The organism is Burkholderia sp. Bp8963, assembly GCF_003854275.1.
Lineage (GTDB): Bacteria > Pseudomonadota > Gammaproteobacteria > Burkholderiales > Burkholderiaceae > Burkholderia.
This window is the reverse complement of record NZ_QTQP01000021.1, coordinates 82,274-98,973: the sequence shown is the minus strand read 5'-3', so window position 1 is coordinate 98,973 and position 16,700 is coordinate 82,274. Positions and strand designations below refer to the sequence as shown.

16 protein-coding genes are annotated in these 16,700 nt (G+C 67.7%); 11 read left to right on the top strand and 5 right to left on the bottom strand.

What is annotated here, in order from left to right:
- Nucleotides 1–7 precede the first annotated feature (7 nt).
- Complete coding sequence (locus DID96_RS19280) at nt 8–883, bottom strand: LysR family transcriptional regulator (protein WP_124600871.1); 876 nt, start codon at nt 881–883, stop codon at nt 8–10.
- Here DID96_RS19280 and DID96_RS19275 point away from each other — a divergent pair.
- The 5 genes from DID96_RS19275 (at nt 833) to DID96_RS19255 (ending at nt 5,124) form a co-directional block, all read left to right on the top strand.
- A complete protein-coding gene (locus DID96_RS19275; protein WP_260463943.1) occupies nt 833–1,213 on the top strand; it encodes a hypothetical protein in 381 nt (126 codons plus the stop codon). The two genes, DID96_RS19280 and DID96_RS19275, sit on opposite strands and share 51 nt — an antisense overlap.
- Nucleotides 1,214–1,343: 130 nt before the next feature.
- Nucleotides 1,344–2,411: a serine hydrolase gene (locus DID96_RS19270; protein WP_124600869.1), complete on the top strand. Its 1,068-nt coding sequence runs from the start codon at nt 1,344–1,346 to the stop codon at nt 2,409–2,411.
- Between the two features lie 125 nt (nt 2,412–2,536).
- Entirely contained in the window at nt 2,537–2,992 is a 456-nt protein-coding gene (locus tag DID96_RS19265; RefSeq protein WP_409333791.1) for a MarR family winged helix-turn-helix transcriptional regulator, read from the top strand.
- A gap of 70 nt (nt 2,993–3,062) precedes the next feature.
- Nucleotides 3,063–3,644 (top strand): isochorismatase family protein, encoded by a 582-nt coding sequence (locus DID96_RS19260; RefSeq protein ID WP_124600867.1) that lies wholly within the window; start codon nt 3,063–3,065, stop codon nt 3,642–3,644.
- 13 nt (nt 3,645–3,657) lie between these two features.
- Nucleotides 3,658–5,124 (top strand): DHA2 family efflux MFS transporter permease subunit, encoded by a 1,467-nt coding sequence (locus DID96_RS19255; protein ID WP_260463942.1) that lies wholly within the window; start codon nt 3,658–3,660, stop codon nt 5,122–5,124.
- A gap of 36 nt (nt 5,125–5,160) precedes the next feature.
- Here the strand turns inward: DID96_RS19255 and DID96_RS19250 are convergent, their stop codons facing one another.
- Nucleotides 5,161–5,760 (bottom strand): LysE family translocator, encoded by a 600-nt coding sequence (locus DID96_RS19250; protein WP_260463941.1) that lies wholly within the window; start codon nt 5,758–5,760, stop codon nt 5,161–5,163.
- A 104-nt stretch (nt 5,761–5,864) separates the two neighbouring features.
- Between DID96_RS19250 and DID96_RS19245 the strand changes: the two genes are divergently transcribed.
- The gene (locus DID96_RS19245) at nt 5,865–6,812 is read left to right on the top strand and encodes a LysR substrate-binding domain-containing protein (protein ID WP_124600864.1); all 948 of its coding nucleotides are present in this window, start codon (nt 5,865–5,867) and stop codon (nt 6,810–6,812) included.
- Here DID96_RS19245 and DID96_RS19240 read toward each other — a convergent pair.
- Nucleotides 6,727–8,148, bottom strand: a complete 1,422-nt coding sequence (locus DID96_RS19240) for a PLP-dependent aminotransferase family protein (RefSeq protein ID WP_124600863.1) — start codon at nt 8,146–8,148, stop codon at nt 6,727–6,729. The two genes, DID96_RS19245 and DID96_RS19240, sit on opposite strands and share 86 nt — an antisense overlap.
- A gap of 153 nt (nt 8,149–8,301) precedes the next feature.
- Here DID96_RS19240 and DID96_RS19235 point away from each other — a divergent pair, with 153 nt between their 5' ends.
- The 4 genes from DID96_RS19235 (at nt 8,302) to DID96_RS19215 (ending at nt 13,796) form a co-directional block, all read left to right on the top strand.
- Nucleotides 8,302–10,626: an FdhF/YdeP family oxidoreductase gene (locus DID96_RS19235; RefSeq protein WP_124600862.1), complete on the top strand. Its 2,325-nt coding sequence runs from the start codon at nt 8,302–8,304 to the stop codon at nt 10,624–10,626.
- 12 nt (nt 10,627–10,638) lie between these two features.
- A complete protein-coding gene (locus DID96_RS19230; RefSeq protein WP_124600861.1) occupies nt 10,639–11,556 on the top strand; it encodes a bestrophin family protein in 918 nt (305 codons plus the stop codon).
- 205 nt (nt 11,557–11,761) lie between these two features.
- Nucleotides 11,762–12,097, top strand: a complete 336-nt coding sequence (locus tag DID96_RS19220) for a sugar ABC transporter ATPase (RefSeq protein ID WP_124600860.1) — start codon at nt 11,762–11,764, stop codon at nt 12,095–12,097.
- Nucleotides 12,098–12,206: 109 nt separating this feature from the next.
- A complete protein-coding gene (locus tag DID96_RS19215; protein WP_124600859.1) occupies nt 12,207–13,796 on the top strand; it encodes an ABC transporter substrate-binding protein in 1,590 nt (529 codons plus the stop codon).
- Nucleotides 13,797–13,811: 15 nt separating this feature from the next.
- Here DID96_RS19215 and DID96_RS19210 read toward each other — a convergent pair whose 3' ends face one another.
- Nucleotides 13,812–15,149: a type II toxin-antitoxin system HipA family toxin gene (locus DID96_RS19210; RefSeq protein WP_124600858.1), complete on the bottom strand. Its 1,338-nt coding sequence runs from the start codon at nt 15,147–15,149 to the stop codon at nt 13,812–13,814.
- A gap of 2 nt (nt 15,150–15,151) precedes the next feature.
- Complete coding sequence (locus DID96_RS19205) at nt 15,152–15,400, bottom strand: helix-turn-helix transcriptional regulator (protein ID WP_124600857.1); 249 nt, start codon at nt 15,398–15,400, stop codon at nt 15,152–15,154.
- A gap of 190 nt (nt 15,401–15,590) precedes the next feature.
- Here DID96_RS19205 and DID96_RS19200 point away from each other — a divergent pair, with 190 nt between their 5' ends.
- Complete coding sequence (locus DID96_RS19200) at nt 15,591–16,661, top strand: ABC transporter permease (RefSeq protein ID WP_124600856.1); 1,071 nt, start codon at nt 15,591–15,593, stop codon at nt 16,659–16,661.
- Nucleotides 16,662–16,700: the final 39 nt, after the last annotated feature.

Here is a 16,700-nt window from a genome sequence, read left to right as displayed (position 1 = left end):
GCGTCGCTCAAGTCTCCTTCATCGCAGCCCGCACATGCGCGACAAAACGCGCGGTAACAGGGTCCTTCCGCGCGGACGGCCAGGCAAGCCCCACACGCCACTTCGCGTCCTTGCCGGGTAGCGGCAGCACCGTTGCGTCACGCAGCAGGTGCTGCGCACGCGACGGAATGAACGCAACGCCGACGCCCGCCGCGACCGACGTGAGCACCGACTGGACATCCTCTGCCTGCTGTGTGACGTTCGGCACGAAGCGGCGCTCGACGCACCAGCGGTCGATCTGCGCGGCGAGCCCGGGCCCCCGCGCGCGCTGCAGCGCAATGAAGCCGATCTCGTTGAGCACCCAGAGATCGGCGGGAACGCGCGTATATCCAAGGTGTGGCGGCAATGCCAGCGCGAGCCCCTCGTCGACCATCTTGAACGACGACAGCCCTTCCTCGGCCGGCAGGCGCAGGAAGCCGACCTCCAGCTTGCCTGCGAGCAAGCGGCGCGTCTGTTCCGACGAAGACAGGTCGCTCAGCGTGACGGCCACGCCCGGATGCTGACGGCGGAATTCGGCGATCAGCCGCGGCACGATCGTCAGCACCGACAGGCAGATGCCGACACGCAGATGCCCGCGCTGGCCGCTGCTCGCCTCGCGCGCGCGCCGCACGATGTCATCGGCATCGCGCACGAGCGCCTGTGCATCGGGCAGAAACCGTTCGCCGAACGGCGTCAGCTCGGCGCCATGCCGCCCGCGCTCGAACAGCTTGCCGCCCAGGCTCGCCTCCAGCGCGCCGATCTGCTTGCTGAGCGCCGGCTGGCTCATGTGCAGCATCTCCGCCGCGCGGCTGAAATGACGCCACTCGGTGACGGTCAGAAACGTTCTCAGCAGTTTCAGTTCCATTCCAGCGAGGAATCGTATCGATCAAAACATTCATTTTACGGATTGAACGCCGAGCGGTTCAATACGGTCATGTTCGTTCCGGAACCCTCCGTCATGCCTTTCCGTCACCCGATGAACCCGGCACGCCGCGTGGCGCTCGAACCCGCTGTTGCCGGGGAGCCGGCCGGCGACAGCGAGCCGGATCCGGCCGCAAGCGCCGCGGCGGCCCCACGCAACGCGCGCCGTCGCCCTCGCTTCGCCGACGCGATGTCCGACACCGAAGGTCGCGCGACGACCGGCTCGATAGCGATCAGTTTCGCCGTCGTGTCGCGCCGGCATTGGCCGCGCTGAGCGCGCCGGCACACGCGCGCCGCGGCGCATCCCGTTCGCGGTCACTCGTATAATTTCCCGCGCGCTTCGCCGCGCTCTCGCTCGCGCGATGCGCGCAGCCACAACCCGCGTGACACAAGAAGATTGCCGCTTGACTGGCATCATCGCGCGCCTGCCCCGCGCCCGGACTTACTGGCTCATCGCCATCTCGATCATCCTGTGTGCGTTCATGACGAACGCATCCGCCCATCGCGCAACCCAGCGCGTCGCGCACGAGCATGCGACGGCGGTCAAGAAACCGTCAGTACACCGCAAGGCCGCCAAGCATCGCCGCCCTCACGCACGGCATCGCGCCACCCGGCCCAAGCACGCGTCAGCCCAGCCGTCTCGCCGCACGAAACGCGCATCGACCGTCCGCCCGCGCAACGCGCCCGCGAAGCCGCGTCTGCTCGCAAGCTGCGGCTACAGCTCGCGCGCAGTGAAATCGCTCCATTCGCGCGCCGCCTACGTGCTCGACGTCGACACGCGCACCCCGCTCGTCGCGCGCAATGCGCGCACGGTGCGGCCGATCGCATCGATCTCGAAGCTGATGACGGCCGTCGTCGCGCGCAACGCCGGCCGTCCGCTGAACGGCATGCTGCGCGTGAGCGCACACGATCGCGACGCGATCAAGTTCACGGGTTCGCGGCTGGCGGTCGGCTCGACGCTGTCGCGGCGCGACATGTATCACATTGCGCTGATGTCGTCGGAGAACCGTGCGGCGGCCGCGCTGAGCCGCGATTTTCCGGGCGGACGCCCCGCGTTCGTCGCCGCGATGAATCGCGAGGCGAAACGGCTCGGCATGCGTCACACGCGTTTCCGGGAGCCGACCGGCCTGTCGCCGCACAACGTGTCGACGGCCGAGGAGCTCGCGCGGCTCGTCGACGCCGCCGCGCAGGATCCGCTGATCCGGCGCTTCTCGACGGACAAGTCGAAGACCGTGCGCCCCGGCGACGACGAACTGATCTACGTGAACTCCGACCCGCTCGTCCGATCCGGCCGCCTGCCGATCCGGCTGCAGAAGACGGGCTTCATTAACGAATCCGGGTACGGCGTCGTGATGCGCATGCACGTACACGGCCGGCCGGAAACCGTCGTCCTGCTCGGCGCGCCGACGCGTGCCGGCGTGACGAGCGATGCGCTCAGGATCCACCGCTGGCTCAGCTGCTCGTTGAAGTAGCATCGCCCGAACGCGCCGGTACAAACCGTCGCCGTCTCGCGTTCGCACGCCCCCGGACCGGGAGCGCCAGCCTTCCGCTCAATCCATATTAACAGTTTAACTTGCAAGTTAAACTGTCTTCTTCTATGATCCGCTCCATGAACTCATCGCGCCAAACCGATCTCCCCGTCGAAACCGTCGTCGCCGACCTGACGCTTGCCGTCGGCCAGTTGATCCGACGGCTCCGCTCCGAAGTCGATTCGAGCGGGCTCAACCTGTCGCAAATGAGCGCGCTGGCGCGGCTCGAACAGAACGGGCCGATGACGACCGCCGATCTCGCCCGCGCGGAATCGATGAAGCCGCAGTCGATGAAGGCGATCCTCGCGAGCCTCGAGGAAGAACGCCTCGTCGAGCGCCGGGCGCACCCGACCGACGGCCGGCAAATCCTGTTCCTGCTGACCGAAGCGGGCATCGAGGAACGGCGCAAGCGCACGGTCGCGAAGCGCGCATGGCTCGTCGCCGCCCTCGAGAAACTCGATCCGGACGAAACCCGAACGCTGGTCGCCGCGATTCCGCTGATCAGGCGGCTCGGCGACTCGTGAACCCTGTCTCCGGAACCCTGCGAATCCGTGGGCGTTCCGGAGGCCACCTCACCTACTCGGAGCCCCATCCATGAGCGCCCCCCGCGTCGACCCGACTTCCGCGCTGATCGTCATCGATCTGCAGAAAGGCATCACCGCACTCCCTACCGCCCATCCGGCCACCGACGTGATCCGGCACGCGGCCGCACTGGCCGACGCGTTTCGCCGGCGCGGCCTGCCGGTCGTGCTCGTCAACGTCGCCGGCGGCGCGCCGGGCAGGACCGAACAGGCGGGCCTCAAGGGCCCGTTGCCCGCGGGCTGGACCGATCTCGTGCCTGAACTGGACCGGCAGCCGCACGACCATGTCGTGACGAAACGGACGTGGGGCGCGTTCACCGGCACCGGCCTCGACGCCCACCTGAAGGCAGCCGGCGTCACGCAGATCGTGCTGGCGGGCATCGCGACGAGCATCGGCGTCGAATCCACCGCGCGCCAGGCCCACGAACTCGGCTACAACGTGACGCTCGTCGTCGACGCGATGACCGACCTGAACGCCGACGCGCACGCGAACAGCGTCGCGCGGATCTTCCCGCGACTCGGCGAAACGGGTTCCACGCAGGACATCGTCGCGTTGCTCGAAGCGCTCGACGCGCTCGACACGCCCGATGCATGACCGCGAGGCAAACGTGAACGATGGGCACGCGAGCGCCGCCGACCGGCTCGATCCGTCGATCTGGAAGGTCAGCGCGGTCGCCGTGCTGGGTTCGCTGCTGTCGCAGCTCGATGCGACGATCGTCAACGTGTCGCTGTCCAGTCTCGCGACCGACCTGCACGCGAGCCTGTCGACGATCCAGTGGGTGACGAGCGGCTACCTGCTCGCACTCACGCTGGTCCTGCCGCTGAACGGCTGGCTGGTCGACCGCATCGGCGCCAAGGCGCTCTATCTGTGGTGCTTCTCGGCGTTCACGCTGTCGTCCGCGCTGTGCGGGCTCGCGTGGTCGGCGCCGTCGCTGATCGCGTTTCGCGTGCTGCAAGGCTTGAGCGGCGGCCTGCTCGCGCCAATGGCGCAGATGATGATCGCGCGGGTTGCCGGCAAGCAGATGGCGCGCGTGATTGGCTATGCAGCGGTGCCGGTGCTGATCGCGCCGATCCTCGGGCCGGTCGTCGCCGGCGCGATTCTGCAGCAAGCGTCGTGGCGCTGGCTCTTCCTCGTCAACCTGCCGGTCGGCGTGCTGGCGATCGCGCTCGCCGCGCGCTTCCTGCCGAACGATCGCGAGGAAACGCAGCCGCGCGCGCTGGACTGGATCGGCCTCGCGCTGCTGTCGCCGGGCCTCGTGCTGTTCCTGTCTGGCGCGGAGCGGATCGGCCGGCCGCTCGGCATCGCCGTGCTTGCCGCGTCCGCGCTGCTGCTCGCCGCGTTCGTCCGCATCGAGCGGCGCATGGGCGCGCACGCGCTGATCGACCTGCGGCTGTTGCGCGGCAAGGTGTTCAGCGCAGCCGCGAGCACGCAGTTCCTGTCGAACGGCGCGCTGTATGCCGGCCAGATGCTGATTCCCGTCTTCCTGATCGACGCATGCGGGCGGTCGCCTGGCGAAATGGGCTGGCTGCTCGCGCCGCTCGGCCTCGGCATGCTGGTCACGTATCCGTCGATGGGCGCACTGACGAGCCGGTTCGGCGTGCGGCGGGTGTCCGCCGGCGGCGCGGCACTGGCGCTCGCCGCGACGCTGCCGTTCGTGTTTCTGGCCACGCACGGGCTCGACCTGGCCGTGCTGATTCCCGCGCTGTTCCTGCGCGGAATGGGACAGAGCGCGGTCGGCACGCCGTCGATTTCCGCCGCGTATGCGTCGGTCGACCGGCGCAATCTGCCAATGGCGACGACATCGCTCAACATCATCCAGCGTCTCGGCGGGCCGACGTTCACCACGTTGTGCACTCTGTTCCTCGCCTGGCAGATGCAATCGCCGCACGTCGCCACAGGCGCGACGAACGCGTATGCGTGGACGTTCCTGCTGCTGTGCGGATTGCACGCGCTGACCTTCGTGATGGCGCTTCGGCTGCCGCTGTGGTCCGATGCGGCCGGACAGCGGGATGCCGCGCAAGCCGGCCAGGGGGATGCCGCGCAGTCGTCGGCGGGTTCGCGCGAAACGTCCTGACACCGGAACCGTTCGATCGCGACAGCGACCGCGTTGCTACGGCAGCCACATCGGCGCAATCGACAACACGAGCAGCAGGCCCAGCCCGGCATTCAGCCAGCGCCACTGCACATCGGTGCGCAGCAGCCGCGCGAACACGAGACCGGCCGCGCACCACAGCGACAGCGACACCATCGCGGCCACGCCGAACGCGACGCCGAGCAACGCGCCGAGTCGCAGCGGCCCGGGTGCGAGCGCCGCAAACGACGCGGCGGCGCCGAGGGTCATCGCCCATCCCTTCGGGTTGTGCCACAGCATCCAGACGCCGCTCACGAACCCCTGCGGCTTGCGCAGGTGCGCATCGAGACGGGGTGGACCGCTGCGCACGATGCGCGCGGCCAGCCACAGCAGATACAGCGAGCCGAACGCCTTCAACGCGAACTGCAGCGTCGGCCACTCGGCCAGCACGCTGCCGAGCCCGACCGCCGCCGCCGCGGCCATCGATGCGAGTCCGGCCGCGATGCCGGTCATATAGCGCAGCGATCGCCGAAACCCGAAATGTGCACCCGACGCGGTCGCCAGCGTGGTCGCACCGCCCGGCGTGCCGGTGGCGACGATCACGAACAGAATCAATGGCAGGTATTCGCGAAACGGCACTGTGCCTCCCGGCAGTCGTCCATGAAGCTCCGTTTTTACCCGCGCATCACGCATTACGAAAGCGAAGATTCCTTATTCCAGCCATTAGCGTTCATAATGCGTGAATGCCACGCAATCTCGACATCGCCCTGCTCCGCGCGTTCGTCACCGTCGCCGATCACGGCAGCATGACGGCCGCCGCGCATGCGCTGCATCTGACCCAAGGCGCGGTCAGCCAGCAGGTCGCGCGGCTCGAGGCGCTGTCCGGGCCACTGCTGTTCCGTGAACATCGCAACCTGCATCTCACCGCGGCCGGCGAGCGTCTGCTCGGGCAGGCGCGCCGCCTGCTCGCGCTGCACGACGCGCTGTGGACGGACATGACGGCGGACGCGATGGACGGCACAGTCCGGATCGGCGCACCGCAGGATCTCGTCGGAAGCTGCCTCGGGCCGATCCTGAAAGGCTTTGCACAGGCCCGGCCGCAGGTTGCGCTGTCGCTCGTGTGCGCGGCGTCACCGGACTTGCTGCGCACGCTCGGGAAAGGGGAAATCGATGTCGCGCTGGTCGAGGAGCCGCTCGGTTCGTCGCGCGGCGAATGCATTGCCGTCGATCGGCTGGTCTGGGTCGGCGCGAAAGGCGGAACCGCGCATCGAAAGGTGCCGCTGCCCGTGTCGATGGTGGCGGAAACGTGCGCATTCCGCCCGGTCGTGCTCGATGCGCTGCGCGACCGCGATCTCGCGTGGCGCACCGTGTTCGAAAACGGCAGCGTCGACGCGACGGCCGCGACGGTGCGATCCGACCTCGCGGTGACCGTCTCGCTCGCGTCCACCGTGCCCGCCGACCTCGACATCCTGCCGGCCGACAGCGGCCTGCCCGAACTGCCCGGCTTCGCGATCAACCTGCATCTGCCGCGCGGTCAGAGCTCGCCCGCGGCGACCGAACTCGCGCATCACCTGAGGAACGGCTTCGCCCGCCGCGCTCAGCCCCTCACCCCCTTGCACACTCCGCAGCCAGCCGCCCCAGCGTCTTCAACGCCGCCTCGATCTGCCCCGACCACGGATAGCTGTAGTTGAGCCGGATGAAATGCCGGTAATCCGTCGTGGCCGAGAACATGTGGCCCGGCCCGACGGTGATCCGCTGCGCGAGCGCCATCTGGTACAGCCGCATCGCATCGACCTGCGGCGGCAACTCGACCCACAGCACGTAGCCGCCCTGCGGCTGCGACAGCCGCGTGCCTTCCGGAAAGAACCGCCGCACCATCGCGCTCATCAGGTTCGCCTGCTGCGCGAAGCATTTGCGGATCCGCCTGAGATGCTGGTCGTAGCCGTCGTGCTTCAGGTATTCCGCGATCGCGAGCTGCTCGGTCACGGGCGTCGCGAGCGTGTTCAGGAACTTCAGCTTCTCGACCTGATCGCGAAATCGGCCGGGCATCGCCCAGCCGATCCGGTAACCGGGCGACAGGCTCTTCGAAAACGACGCACAGTGCAGCACGAGCCCGTCGCGGTCGAACGACTTCAGTGCGCTCGGCCGCGCGTCGCCGTAATACAGCTCGTGATAGACGTCGCTCTCGATCGCCGGCACGCCGTGCTTCGCGAGCAGCTCGACGAGCGCGCGCTTGTGCGCATCGGGCATCTGGAAGCCGAGCGGATTCTGGAAATTCGGCATCACCATGCACGCGGCGATCCGCTCGCGCTCGAGAATCCGCTCGAGCGCCTCGAGATCGATGCCATCGGCCGGATGCGTCGCAACTTCAAGCGCGCGCATCCCCATCCGCTCGATTGCGTGCAGCATCGCGTAGAACGTCGGCGACTCGACGGCGATCGTATCGCCGGGCCGCGCGACGGCCTGCAGACACAGATTGATCGCTTCCGTCGCGCCGATCGTCACGATGATTTCGTCCGGCTCGACCGCGATGCCGCTTTCCAGGTAGCGCCGCGCGATCTGCCGGATCAGCTCCTGGTTCCCGGGCGGCAGGTCGTCGATCACACCCCAGCGCGTGCGCCGCCGCGCGATCGACTGCGCATGCCGCGCAAGCCGCTGCACCGGGAACTGCGTGGCGTCCGGATACGGCGACCCGAGCGGCACCGCATCGTTGCGCGCGATCGAGCGCAACGTCGACAGCACTAGCCGGCTCACGTCGACGGTCGACGACGTCGCGACCGGCGCCGACGCATGCAGCTCGGGCTCGCCCGTCGGCTCCATGCGTGCCCGCACGAAATACCCGGACTGCGGCCGGCTTTCGATCTCGCCACGGCTTTCCAGCACCAGATACGCGCGCAGCACGGTCGTAATGCTGAGCCGATGCAGCCGGCTCGCCTGCCGCACCGACGGAATCCGTTCGCCCGGCCGGTACATGCCGCGCTCGATCTGCCGTTGAAGATCGTCGGCCAGTTTCTCGTAGCGCTTCACCCTCTCACCTTTCAAAAACCATTCAACAGCACAGTTCCGTTCTGCACTGCGGCAGATTGGCGCAACTGTACTCTTTTTTGAAGTGAACAGGTGTACACACAGGCGACACCGGGTCCCGCGTACGCTCCACACATCGACCCCGACCCATGCATCATGAAAAAGACATCCGCCACCGCGCGCATCGAGCCTTATACCCACCCGGCCGCCGGCTGGGGGGCGCTGAAAGCCGTCACGATCAACCTGATCAAGGAAAAGGTCACCGGCGGCAACTACCGGACGCTGCTCCGCCAGAACCAGCCGGACGGCTTCGATTGCCCCGGCTGTGCGTGGCCGGACCGCAAGCACGCGTCGACCTTCGAGTTCTGCGAAAACGGCGTGAAGGCCGTCGCGGCCGAGGCGACCAGCAAGCGCGTGACGCCCGGGTTCTTCGCCGAGCACACGGTCACCAAGCTGCTCGAGCAGTCCGACTACGAACTCGAACAGCACGGGCGCCTCACCGACCCGATGATCTACGACGCGCAGACCGACCGTTACGTGCCGGTCGCATGGGACGACGCGTTCGAGATGATCGCCAGCCATCTGCGCGCGCTGCCGGACCCGAACCAGGCCGCGTTCTACACGTCCGGCCGCGCGAGCAACGAAGCGGCGTTCCTGTACCAGCTGCTGGTGCGCGTGTACGGCACGAACAACTTCCCCGATTGCTCGAACATGTGCCACGAGGCGACGAGCCGCGGGCTGCCGCCGTCGGTCGGCGTCGGCAAGGGCACGGTCACGCTCGACGATTTCGAGCTGGCCGACACGCTGCTGATCTTCGGCCAGAACCCGGCGACGAACCATCCGCGGATGCTCGGCGAGCTGCGCGAATGCGCGAAGCGCGGCGCGACGATCGTGTCGATCAACCCGCTGAAGGAGCGCGGGCTGCAGCGCTTCGCGGATCCGCAAAGCCCGCTCGAGATGCTGACGATGTCGGGCACCAGCATCGCGTCGACGTTCATCCAGCCGACGATCGGTGGCGATTTCGCGCTGATCAAGGGCATCGCGAAGCGCGTGCTCGAACTCGACGACGACGCCCAGAACAACGGCGCGGCGCGCGTGCTCGACACCGCGTTCATCGCCGGGCACACGGCCGGCTTCGACGCGTTCGCGGACGACCTGCGCAATGAAAGCTGGTCCGCGCTGACCGCCGAAAGCGGCGTGCCTTATGAGCAGATCGACGGGCTCGCGCAGCTTTACGCGCGCAGCGAACGCGTGATCGCGACCTGGGGGATGGGTCTCACGCAGCACAAGCATTCGGTCGCGACCGTGCAGATGTTGACGAACCTGATGCTGATGCGCGGCAACATCGGCCGCCCCGGCGCGGGGCTGTGCCCGGTGCGCGGCCATTCGAACGTGCAGGGCAACCGTACGGTCGGCATCGAGGAAAAGCCGTCGCAGGCGTTCCTCGACCGGCTCGGCGAGGTGTTCGATTTCGTGCCGCCGCGCGAGCACGGCTACGACGTCGTCGAGACGATCGAGGCGATGCTCGAAGGCCATCTGAAGGTGTTCATCGGCCTCGGCGGCAACTTCGCGATGGCGACGCCCGACACGCCGCGCACGTGGGAAGGCCTGCGTCGCTGCAACCTGACCGTGCAGATCACGACCAAGCTGAACCGCAGCCACCTGATCCACGGCCGCCACGCGCTGATCCTGCCGACGCTCGGCCGCACCGAGATCGACCTGCAGGACAACGTGCCGCAAGGCGTGACGGTCGAGGATTCGATGAGCATGGTCCACGTGTCGTACGGGATGAACAAGCCGGCGTCGCCGAACCTGATGTCGGAAACGGCGATCGTCGCGCACATCGGCCATGCGCTGTTCGGCAGCGGCAAGATCGACTGGCTCGGCTACAGGAGCGACTACGCGAAGGTTCGCGATGCGATCGAAGCGACCCTCGACGGCTTCTACGACTACAACGCGCGCATCGCGAAGCCGGGCGGCTTTCACCTGCGCGTCGCGTCGCGCGACCGCGAATGGCTGACGCCGACGGCCAGGGCGAACTTCATCGCGCACGCGCTGCCGTCCGACACGCCGATCCAGCGCGCCCGCGCGCTGCACGGCGAACGCCTGATGACGCTGATGACGACCCGCTCGCATGACCAGTACAACACGACGGTCTACGGGCTCGACGACCGCTATCGCGGCGTGTTCGGCCAGCGCCGCGTCGTGTTCGTGAACCCCGACGATCTCGCGATGCTCGGGCTGAAGGCCGGCGACTGGGTCGACATGGAAACGGTGTGGCACGACGGCATCGAGCGGCGCGCGAACGGCTTCCTGCTCGTCGCGTACGACATTCCGCGCGGCTGCATCGGCGCGTATTATCCGGAGACGAACCCGCTCGTGCCGCTGGACAGCGTCGGCGACGTCTGCAACACGCCGACGTCGAAGTCGGTGCCGGTGCTGCTGCACCGCGCGGCCGCGCCAGCGTCGCAAGCGGCCTGAAGGAGTGTCGTCATGATCGTGCGCCCCCGCGAGCACTGGCTGCGGATGCTGTTCGTCTGGAACGGCTCGGTGCTGCAGGCGATCCTGCCGCAGCTCGCGCTGACGCTCGCGATCAGCATCGTCGCGCTGTGGACCGGCGGGCGCGTGATGGGCGAGAAGGTGCCGCTGAACCCGACGCCGTTCACGCTGATCGGCCTCACGCTGGCGATCTTCGCCGCGTTTCGCAACAACGCGAGCTACGACCGCTATCGCGAAGGGCGGGTGCTGTGGGGCGGCGTGCTGACCGCCACGCGCACGCTGACGTCGCAGGCGTTCGCGTACCGCGTGTTCGACACTGACGACGAGCGCCGCGCGTTCGTGCGCACCGTGATCGCCTTCGTCTACGCGCTCAAGCACCAGTTGCGCGGCACCGATCCCGACGCCGACCTGCGTCCGCTGCTCGGTGCGCAGACCTACGCGCAGGTCGCGCCGCTGAAGTTCCGGCCGGTCGCGATCGTGCACCTGCTGCGCACCGCGTTCGCCGCGCGCGCGGACGCCGGCCGCCTCCCGGACACGCGCCTGTGGATGCTCGACGCGCGGCTCGACGATCTCGTCGCGATGGTCAGCGGCTGCGAGCGCATCGCGTCGACGCCGATCCCGTTCTCGTACGACGTGCTGCTGCATCGAACGATCTACGCGTACTGCATTCTGCTGCCGTTCGGCCTCGTCGATTCGATCGGTGCGGCGACACCGTTCGTCACCGTGTTCGTCGCTTACACGCTGATTGCGCTCGACGCGATCGCGCATGCGATCGCCGAACCGTTCGGCACCGGCCCGAACCATCTCGCGCTCGATGCGATGACGCGGCAGATCGAGCGCACGCTGCTCGAACTGAACGGCGAGCCGCTGCCGGACGAAGTGAAGCCCGGCAAGTACTACCGCCTCACCTGACGCGCGCCGCCGGCGGCGGGTGCTTGTTGTATCGAATCGTTTCAGCATGCGATTCGTGTCGGACCCTGCGGGTATACTTTGCCGTCAGCCGCTTTGCTCATCCGCTGCGGCAAGCAGCACGATTCCGAACGGTTTCGTCGCGAAGCTTCGCGTTTCGCCTGCACCCGCGTTCCAGCCTCGACACGACAGACACGACCACCCGACCATGAAACGATTCCTGCTTCTCCTTCCCGCCGCCGTGCTCGCCGCGTGCGGAACCGCGCCGTCGTCCGACACGGCCGCTTCCGGCGGCGAGGGCGCGATGATCTACGTATCGTCGCAGCGCCCGGCCGACGCGATCGCGAACTGCCTCGACAGCCGGCTGTCGGACGCACATCGGTCGCACCACAACGGCGTGACCGACATCACGGTCGGCTCGCGCTCGTACTTCGTCACGCTCACGCCGTCCGGTGCCGGTTCGGTCGTCAAGGTCGTGCGCGGCTCCGGCAGCGAGCCACCCGAGGAAGCGATGCGCTTCGCGATCGCGCGCTGCGTGATCTGACGCGCGGCAGGCCGCGCACCTGTGGCAGCCCATGGCTGCCGCGATTATTTTCAACCGGGCTCCTGTCGATGAGAGAATCGCACCACGATCTCTCTCCGATGGAGCCCGCATGAAGCATCTGCTGTCCAGGCTGTTCGTCAGTGCCGCGCTCGCCGCGCTCACCCCCGTGTTGCCGGCGCAGGCCGCGACGCCGCCCGGCATCTTCGTCGTCGCCACGCAGCTCGGCGAATTCACGACCCTCGACCCGAGCGTGATCTACGAGCTCGTGCCGTCCGAGTACGTCGCGAACACCTACGAACGGCTCGTGCGCGTCGACCTGAAGGACCCGACGCGCTTCGACGGACAGATCGCGCAGTCGTGGACCATCGGCGCCGACGGCGTCACCTACACGTTCAAGCTGCGCCCCGGGCTCACGTTCCATTCCGGCAATCCGGTGACCGCCGACGACGTCGCGTGGTCGCTGCAGCGCACGATCCTGCTCGACAAGGGCCCGGCCGGCGTAATTGGCGACCTCGGCCTCACGAAGGCGAACGTCGTGCAGAAGGTCCGCGCGATCGATCCGCAGACCGTCGTGCTCGAGACCGACCGCAAGTACGCGCCGAGCTTCGTGCTCAACGTGCTGAGCGCATGTCCCGCATCGGTGCTCGACAGGAAGCTGCTGATGTCGCACCAGCAAGGCAACGACTTCGGCAGCGCGTGGCTGAAATCCAGCGATGCGGGCTCGGGCCCGTACAAGCTCGTCAAGTGGACCCCGAACGAGAGCATCGTGCTGCAGCGCTTCGACGCATACCGCACGCCGTACCCGATGCAGCGGGTCGTGCTGCGCCACGTGCCGGAAGCCTCCGCGCAACGGCTCCTGCTCGAGAACGGCGACGCCGACGCCGCGCGCAACCTGAGCCCCGACAGCCTCGCCACGCTGACGAAGGCCGGCAAGATCAAGGTCGCCGCGTGGCCCGTGTCCGCGCTGCTGTACCTGAGCCTGAACACGAAGAACCCGAACCTCGCGAAGCCCGAAGTCCAGCAGGCGATGAAGTGGCTCGTCGACTACGATGGCATCCAGCGCAATATCGTCAGCACGACCTACAAGGTGCACGAGACGTTCCTGCCGGAGGGCTTCCTCGGTACGTCAAACGCGCGCCCGTACAGGCAGGACGTCGCGAAGGCGAAGGCGCTGCTCGCGCAGGCCGGTTTGCCGAACGGCTTCGACGTGACGATGGACATGCCGAACGACTATCCGTACCTCGAGATCGCGCAGGCGCTGCAGGCGAACTTCGCGCAGGGCGGCATCCGCGTGAAGCTGATCCCGGGCGACGCGAAGCAGGCGATCGGCAAGTATCGCGCGCGCCAGCACGACATCTTCATCGGCGAATGGTCGCCGGACTACATGGACCCGAACAGCAATGCGCGCGGCTTCGCGTGGAATCCGGACAATTCGGACCAGTCGAAGGACAAGATGCTCGCGTGGCGCAACAGCTGGGACATCCCGCAGCTCACGAAGGACACCGAGGCCGCGCTCGTCGAGCCGTCGCCGGCGAAGCGCGCGCAACGCTATGAAGCGCTGCAGAAGGCCGTGCTCGCGAACTCGCCGTTCGTCATCATGTTCGAGAAGGTCGTGCAGGTCGCGACGCGGCCGGGCGTGACGGGCCCGGAAATCGGGCCGATCAACGATCTCGTGTCGTATCGGACGCTGAAGAAGTAAGCGCGGCGCCGCCGCTCAACCGGCCGGCATCGCGTCGAGCCGCTCCGCGGCCTGCCGCAAGCCGTCGAGGATGCGGTCGGCGACCTTCGCCGGAAACCCTTGCGGCAGCGCCGCGCCAACCGAGTCGATCACGCGCGGCGTCGCCGCGATCAGCCGCTCGACGATCGGCGTCGCGATATCGCCGAGCAGGCAATGCTCGGCCATCGCACTGAAATGGCGCCGCGTGATGTCCCGCATCGCGTAGTGCTTGCGCTTGCCGTGCATCGCCATCGCGAGCTTCGCCTTGTGCCACGACCACTGGTTCGCGCCGTCGCCCTCGACCGGCCAGATAGACATCACGTCGTACAGCGGCGTGAGCCTGAAGCGCCCGCCCGGCAGCAGCCGCAGGCTGAAATTCTTCGCGTGGCCGTCGGGCGCGGCGAGCATCCAGAACACGACCAGCGCGGCGAACAGCGTGTCGAGATCGTCGGCCGGCGCCTCCGAGCGCCGCAGGATGCCGACGAGGTCCGGCACACCCGGGCCGCCGTGCGACTCGTATTTCAGATGCGGCGGCACGCCGAGCGCCTGGCAGAAATCCTCCTGCGGCAGGCGCAGCAGCCACCGGCCGTCACGATGCAGCGCGCGGTCGAAGCGTGCGACCGACAGCACCTTGTGCGTGCCGAACCTGACGACCTCCGCATCCGGCACCGGCAGCCCGAACGCGCGCAGGATCGCGAGGCACAGCCATTCGTTCTCGACCGACGTCGTCAGGTCCGCGCGCTTGTTGCCGACGAGGCCGAGCGGCAGCTTCAGGATGTGCGTGGTCGGCGTCGCGCCGTGCGGACGCATCCATCGCCCGTCGTGATACAGCAGCGCGGTTTTTTCCTGCGCGCCCGCAAGCGACAGGCGGAAGTCGTCGTCATCGTCCCAGGCGCCGACGGCCACGCCGCTCGCCTGGTCGAGCAGCCGCGCGACGTCGTCGTCCGACAGCGGCGTGCCGTCGATGCGGTCGAAGCCGGCCGGCGTCTCGTCCTCGCCGAGCAATTGCACCGCGCCGACGCAATCGCGGCCGAGCGCGGCGAGCAGGTCGAACGGCTCGAGCGTCGCGGTGCCGAAACGCGTCGCGAGGCGCCGGCGGATTGCGTCGCTGTCCGGCAGCAGGTTGTCGAAATAGTGGTTCACGCGCTCGCCGCGCAACGGCGCGTCGCCGATGCCGAACGGCAGCGACAGCGACAATGGCCGGCCCGCCGCCGACTGCTTCCAGCCGGCGTCGTACTGCAGTTCCATGTCGCCGCGCGCGGGAATCCGCCAGACGCCGACCCTGAGCCCGTTCGCCCAGATCGACAGTGCGCGGGCGTGCGATTTGCGGCCCATGCTCACCACTCGGCGTCGGCCGCACCGCTCTCGCCCTTCGTGCGGATGCTGAGTTCGAGGTCGTACAGCGCGGTCAGCGCGAGGAGCTGGGTCAGCGACAGGCTGGCGGTGCGGGTGGTTTCGAGTAGCGACAGACGCGGCTGCCCGATGCCGATGCGGGCGGCGGCCTCGGCCTGCGTCATGCCCTTGGCCTGGCGCGCGGACGACAGGATCTCGCCAAGCTGGGCGGGGGTGTTGACGATCAGGTTCACGGCGCGGATTCCTGTGGGTAATAAATGCAGTATATTCCCGTCACACATAAATACAAAATATTCCTCAAACAAATAACCGCGTGATATGTTCGACAGGAATAACTTCGTGCGCCATTCGCTCTGCGCGCGCCCGCCGCCCGCTATCATCTCGTGTCGTACCGAAACCTGAACAAGCAATGAGATTCACCGCATGTCGACTCCCGCCTCCTCCGTCGAAACGTTGCGCACGCTGCCCGCCCGGCACCCCGGCGTGCGCTGGGCGCTGCGCGTGCTGCGCTGGGTGCTCACGCTCGCCATCACGTTCGCGGGGCTGCTCGCGCTGACGTTCGTGATCGGCCGCAAGGTGCCGATCGACCCGGTGCTCGCGATCCTCGGCGATCGCGCGTCGGCCGACGCGTACGCGGCCGAGCGCATCGCACTCGGGCTCGACAAGCCGCTCGCGACGCAATTCCTGATCTACGTGCGCGACGTGCTGCACGGCAATCTGGGGATGTCGCTGCTGACGTCGAACCCCGTGCTCGACGACATCAAGCGCGTGTTCCCGGCGACGCTCGAGCTGGCCACGCTCGCGACGCTGATCGGCATCGCGATCGGCGTGCCGCTCGGCGTCGTGGCTGCGGTGAAGCACAACCGGCCGATCGATCACGTCGCGCGCTTCGTCGGCCTGATCGGCAGCTCGGTGCCGGTGTTCTGGCTCGGCCTGATGGGGCTCCTGCTGTTCTATGCGCGGCTGCAATGGGTCGCGGGGCCCGGCCGGCTCGACCCGGTATTCGACGGGATGGTCGAAACGCGCACCGGCAGCCTGCTGATCGATTCGGCACTCGCCGGCGAATGGGACGTGTTCCGCAATGCGCTGTCGCATATCGCGCTGCCCGCGGCGATCCTCGGCTACTACTCGGTCGCGTACCTGAGCCGGATGACGCGCTCGTTCATGCTCGACCAGTTGAGCCAGGAATACATCGTCACCGCGCGCGCGAAGGGGCTCTCCGAACGGCGCGTGATCTGGCGCCACGCGTTCGGCAACATCGCGGTGCCGCTGCTGACCGTGATCGCACTCACCTACAGCAACCTGCTCGAAGGCTCGGTGCTGACCGAGATCGTGTTCGCGTGGCCGGGGCTCGGCTCATACCTGACCGGCGCGCTGCTCAATGCAGACATGAACGCGGTGCTCGGCGCGACGCTCGTGATCGGCGCGATGTTCATCACCGTCAACCTGCTGACCGATGCGCTGTATCGCGTGTTCGATCCGCGTGCGCGCTAGGTTTGCATAGGGACCGTTACACCATGACCGATTCACTGA

Excerpts from the sequence above, each read along its gene's own strand:
- DID96_RS19275 (WP_260463943.1), top strand. The coding sequence starts at position 833 with ATGACGCCACTCGGTGACGGTCAGAAACGTTCTCAGCAGTTTCAGTTC.
- DID96_RS19280 (WP_124600871.1), bottom strand. The coding sequence starts at position 883 with ATGGAACTGAAACTGCTGAGAACGTTTCTGACCGTCACCGAGTGGCGT.
- DID96_RS19265 (WP_409333791.1), top strand. The coding sequence starts at position 2,537 with ATGATCCGCTCCATGAACTCATCGCGCCAAACCGATCTCCCCGTCGAA.
- DID96_RS19260 (WP_124600867.1), top strand. The coding sequence starts at position 3,063 with ATGAGCGCCCCCCGCGTCGACCCGACTTCCGCGCTGATCGTCATCGAT.
- DID96_RS19245 (WP_124600864.1), top strand. The coding sequence starts at position 5,865 with ATGCCACGCAATCTCGACATCGCCCTGCTCCGCGCGTTCGTCACCGTC.
- DID96_RS19235 (WP_124600862.1), top strand. The coding sequence starts at position 8,302 with ATGAAAAAGACATCCGCCACCGCGCGCATCGAGCCTTATACCCACCCG.
- DID96_RS19230 (WP_124600861.1), top strand. The coding sequence starts at position 10,639 with ATGATCGTGCGCCCCCGCGAGCACTGGCTGCGGATGCTGTTCGTCTGG.
- DID96_RS19220 (WP_124600860.1), top strand. The coding sequence starts at position 11,762 with ATGAAACGATTCCTGCTTCTCCTTCCCGCCGCCGTGCTCGCCGCGTGC.
- DID96_RS19215 (WP_124600859.1), top strand. The coding sequence starts at position 12,207 with ATGAAGCATCTGCTGTCCAGGCTGTTCGTCAGTGCCGCGCTCGCCGCG.
- DID96_RS19210 (WP_124600858.1), bottom strand. The coding sequence starts at position 15,149 with ATGGGCCGCAAATCGCACGCCCGCGCACTGTCGATCTGGGCGAACGGG.
- DID96_RS19200 (WP_124600856.1), top strand. The coding sequence starts at position 15,591 with ATGTCGACTCCCGCCTCCTCCGTCGAAACGTTGCGCACGCTGCCCGCC.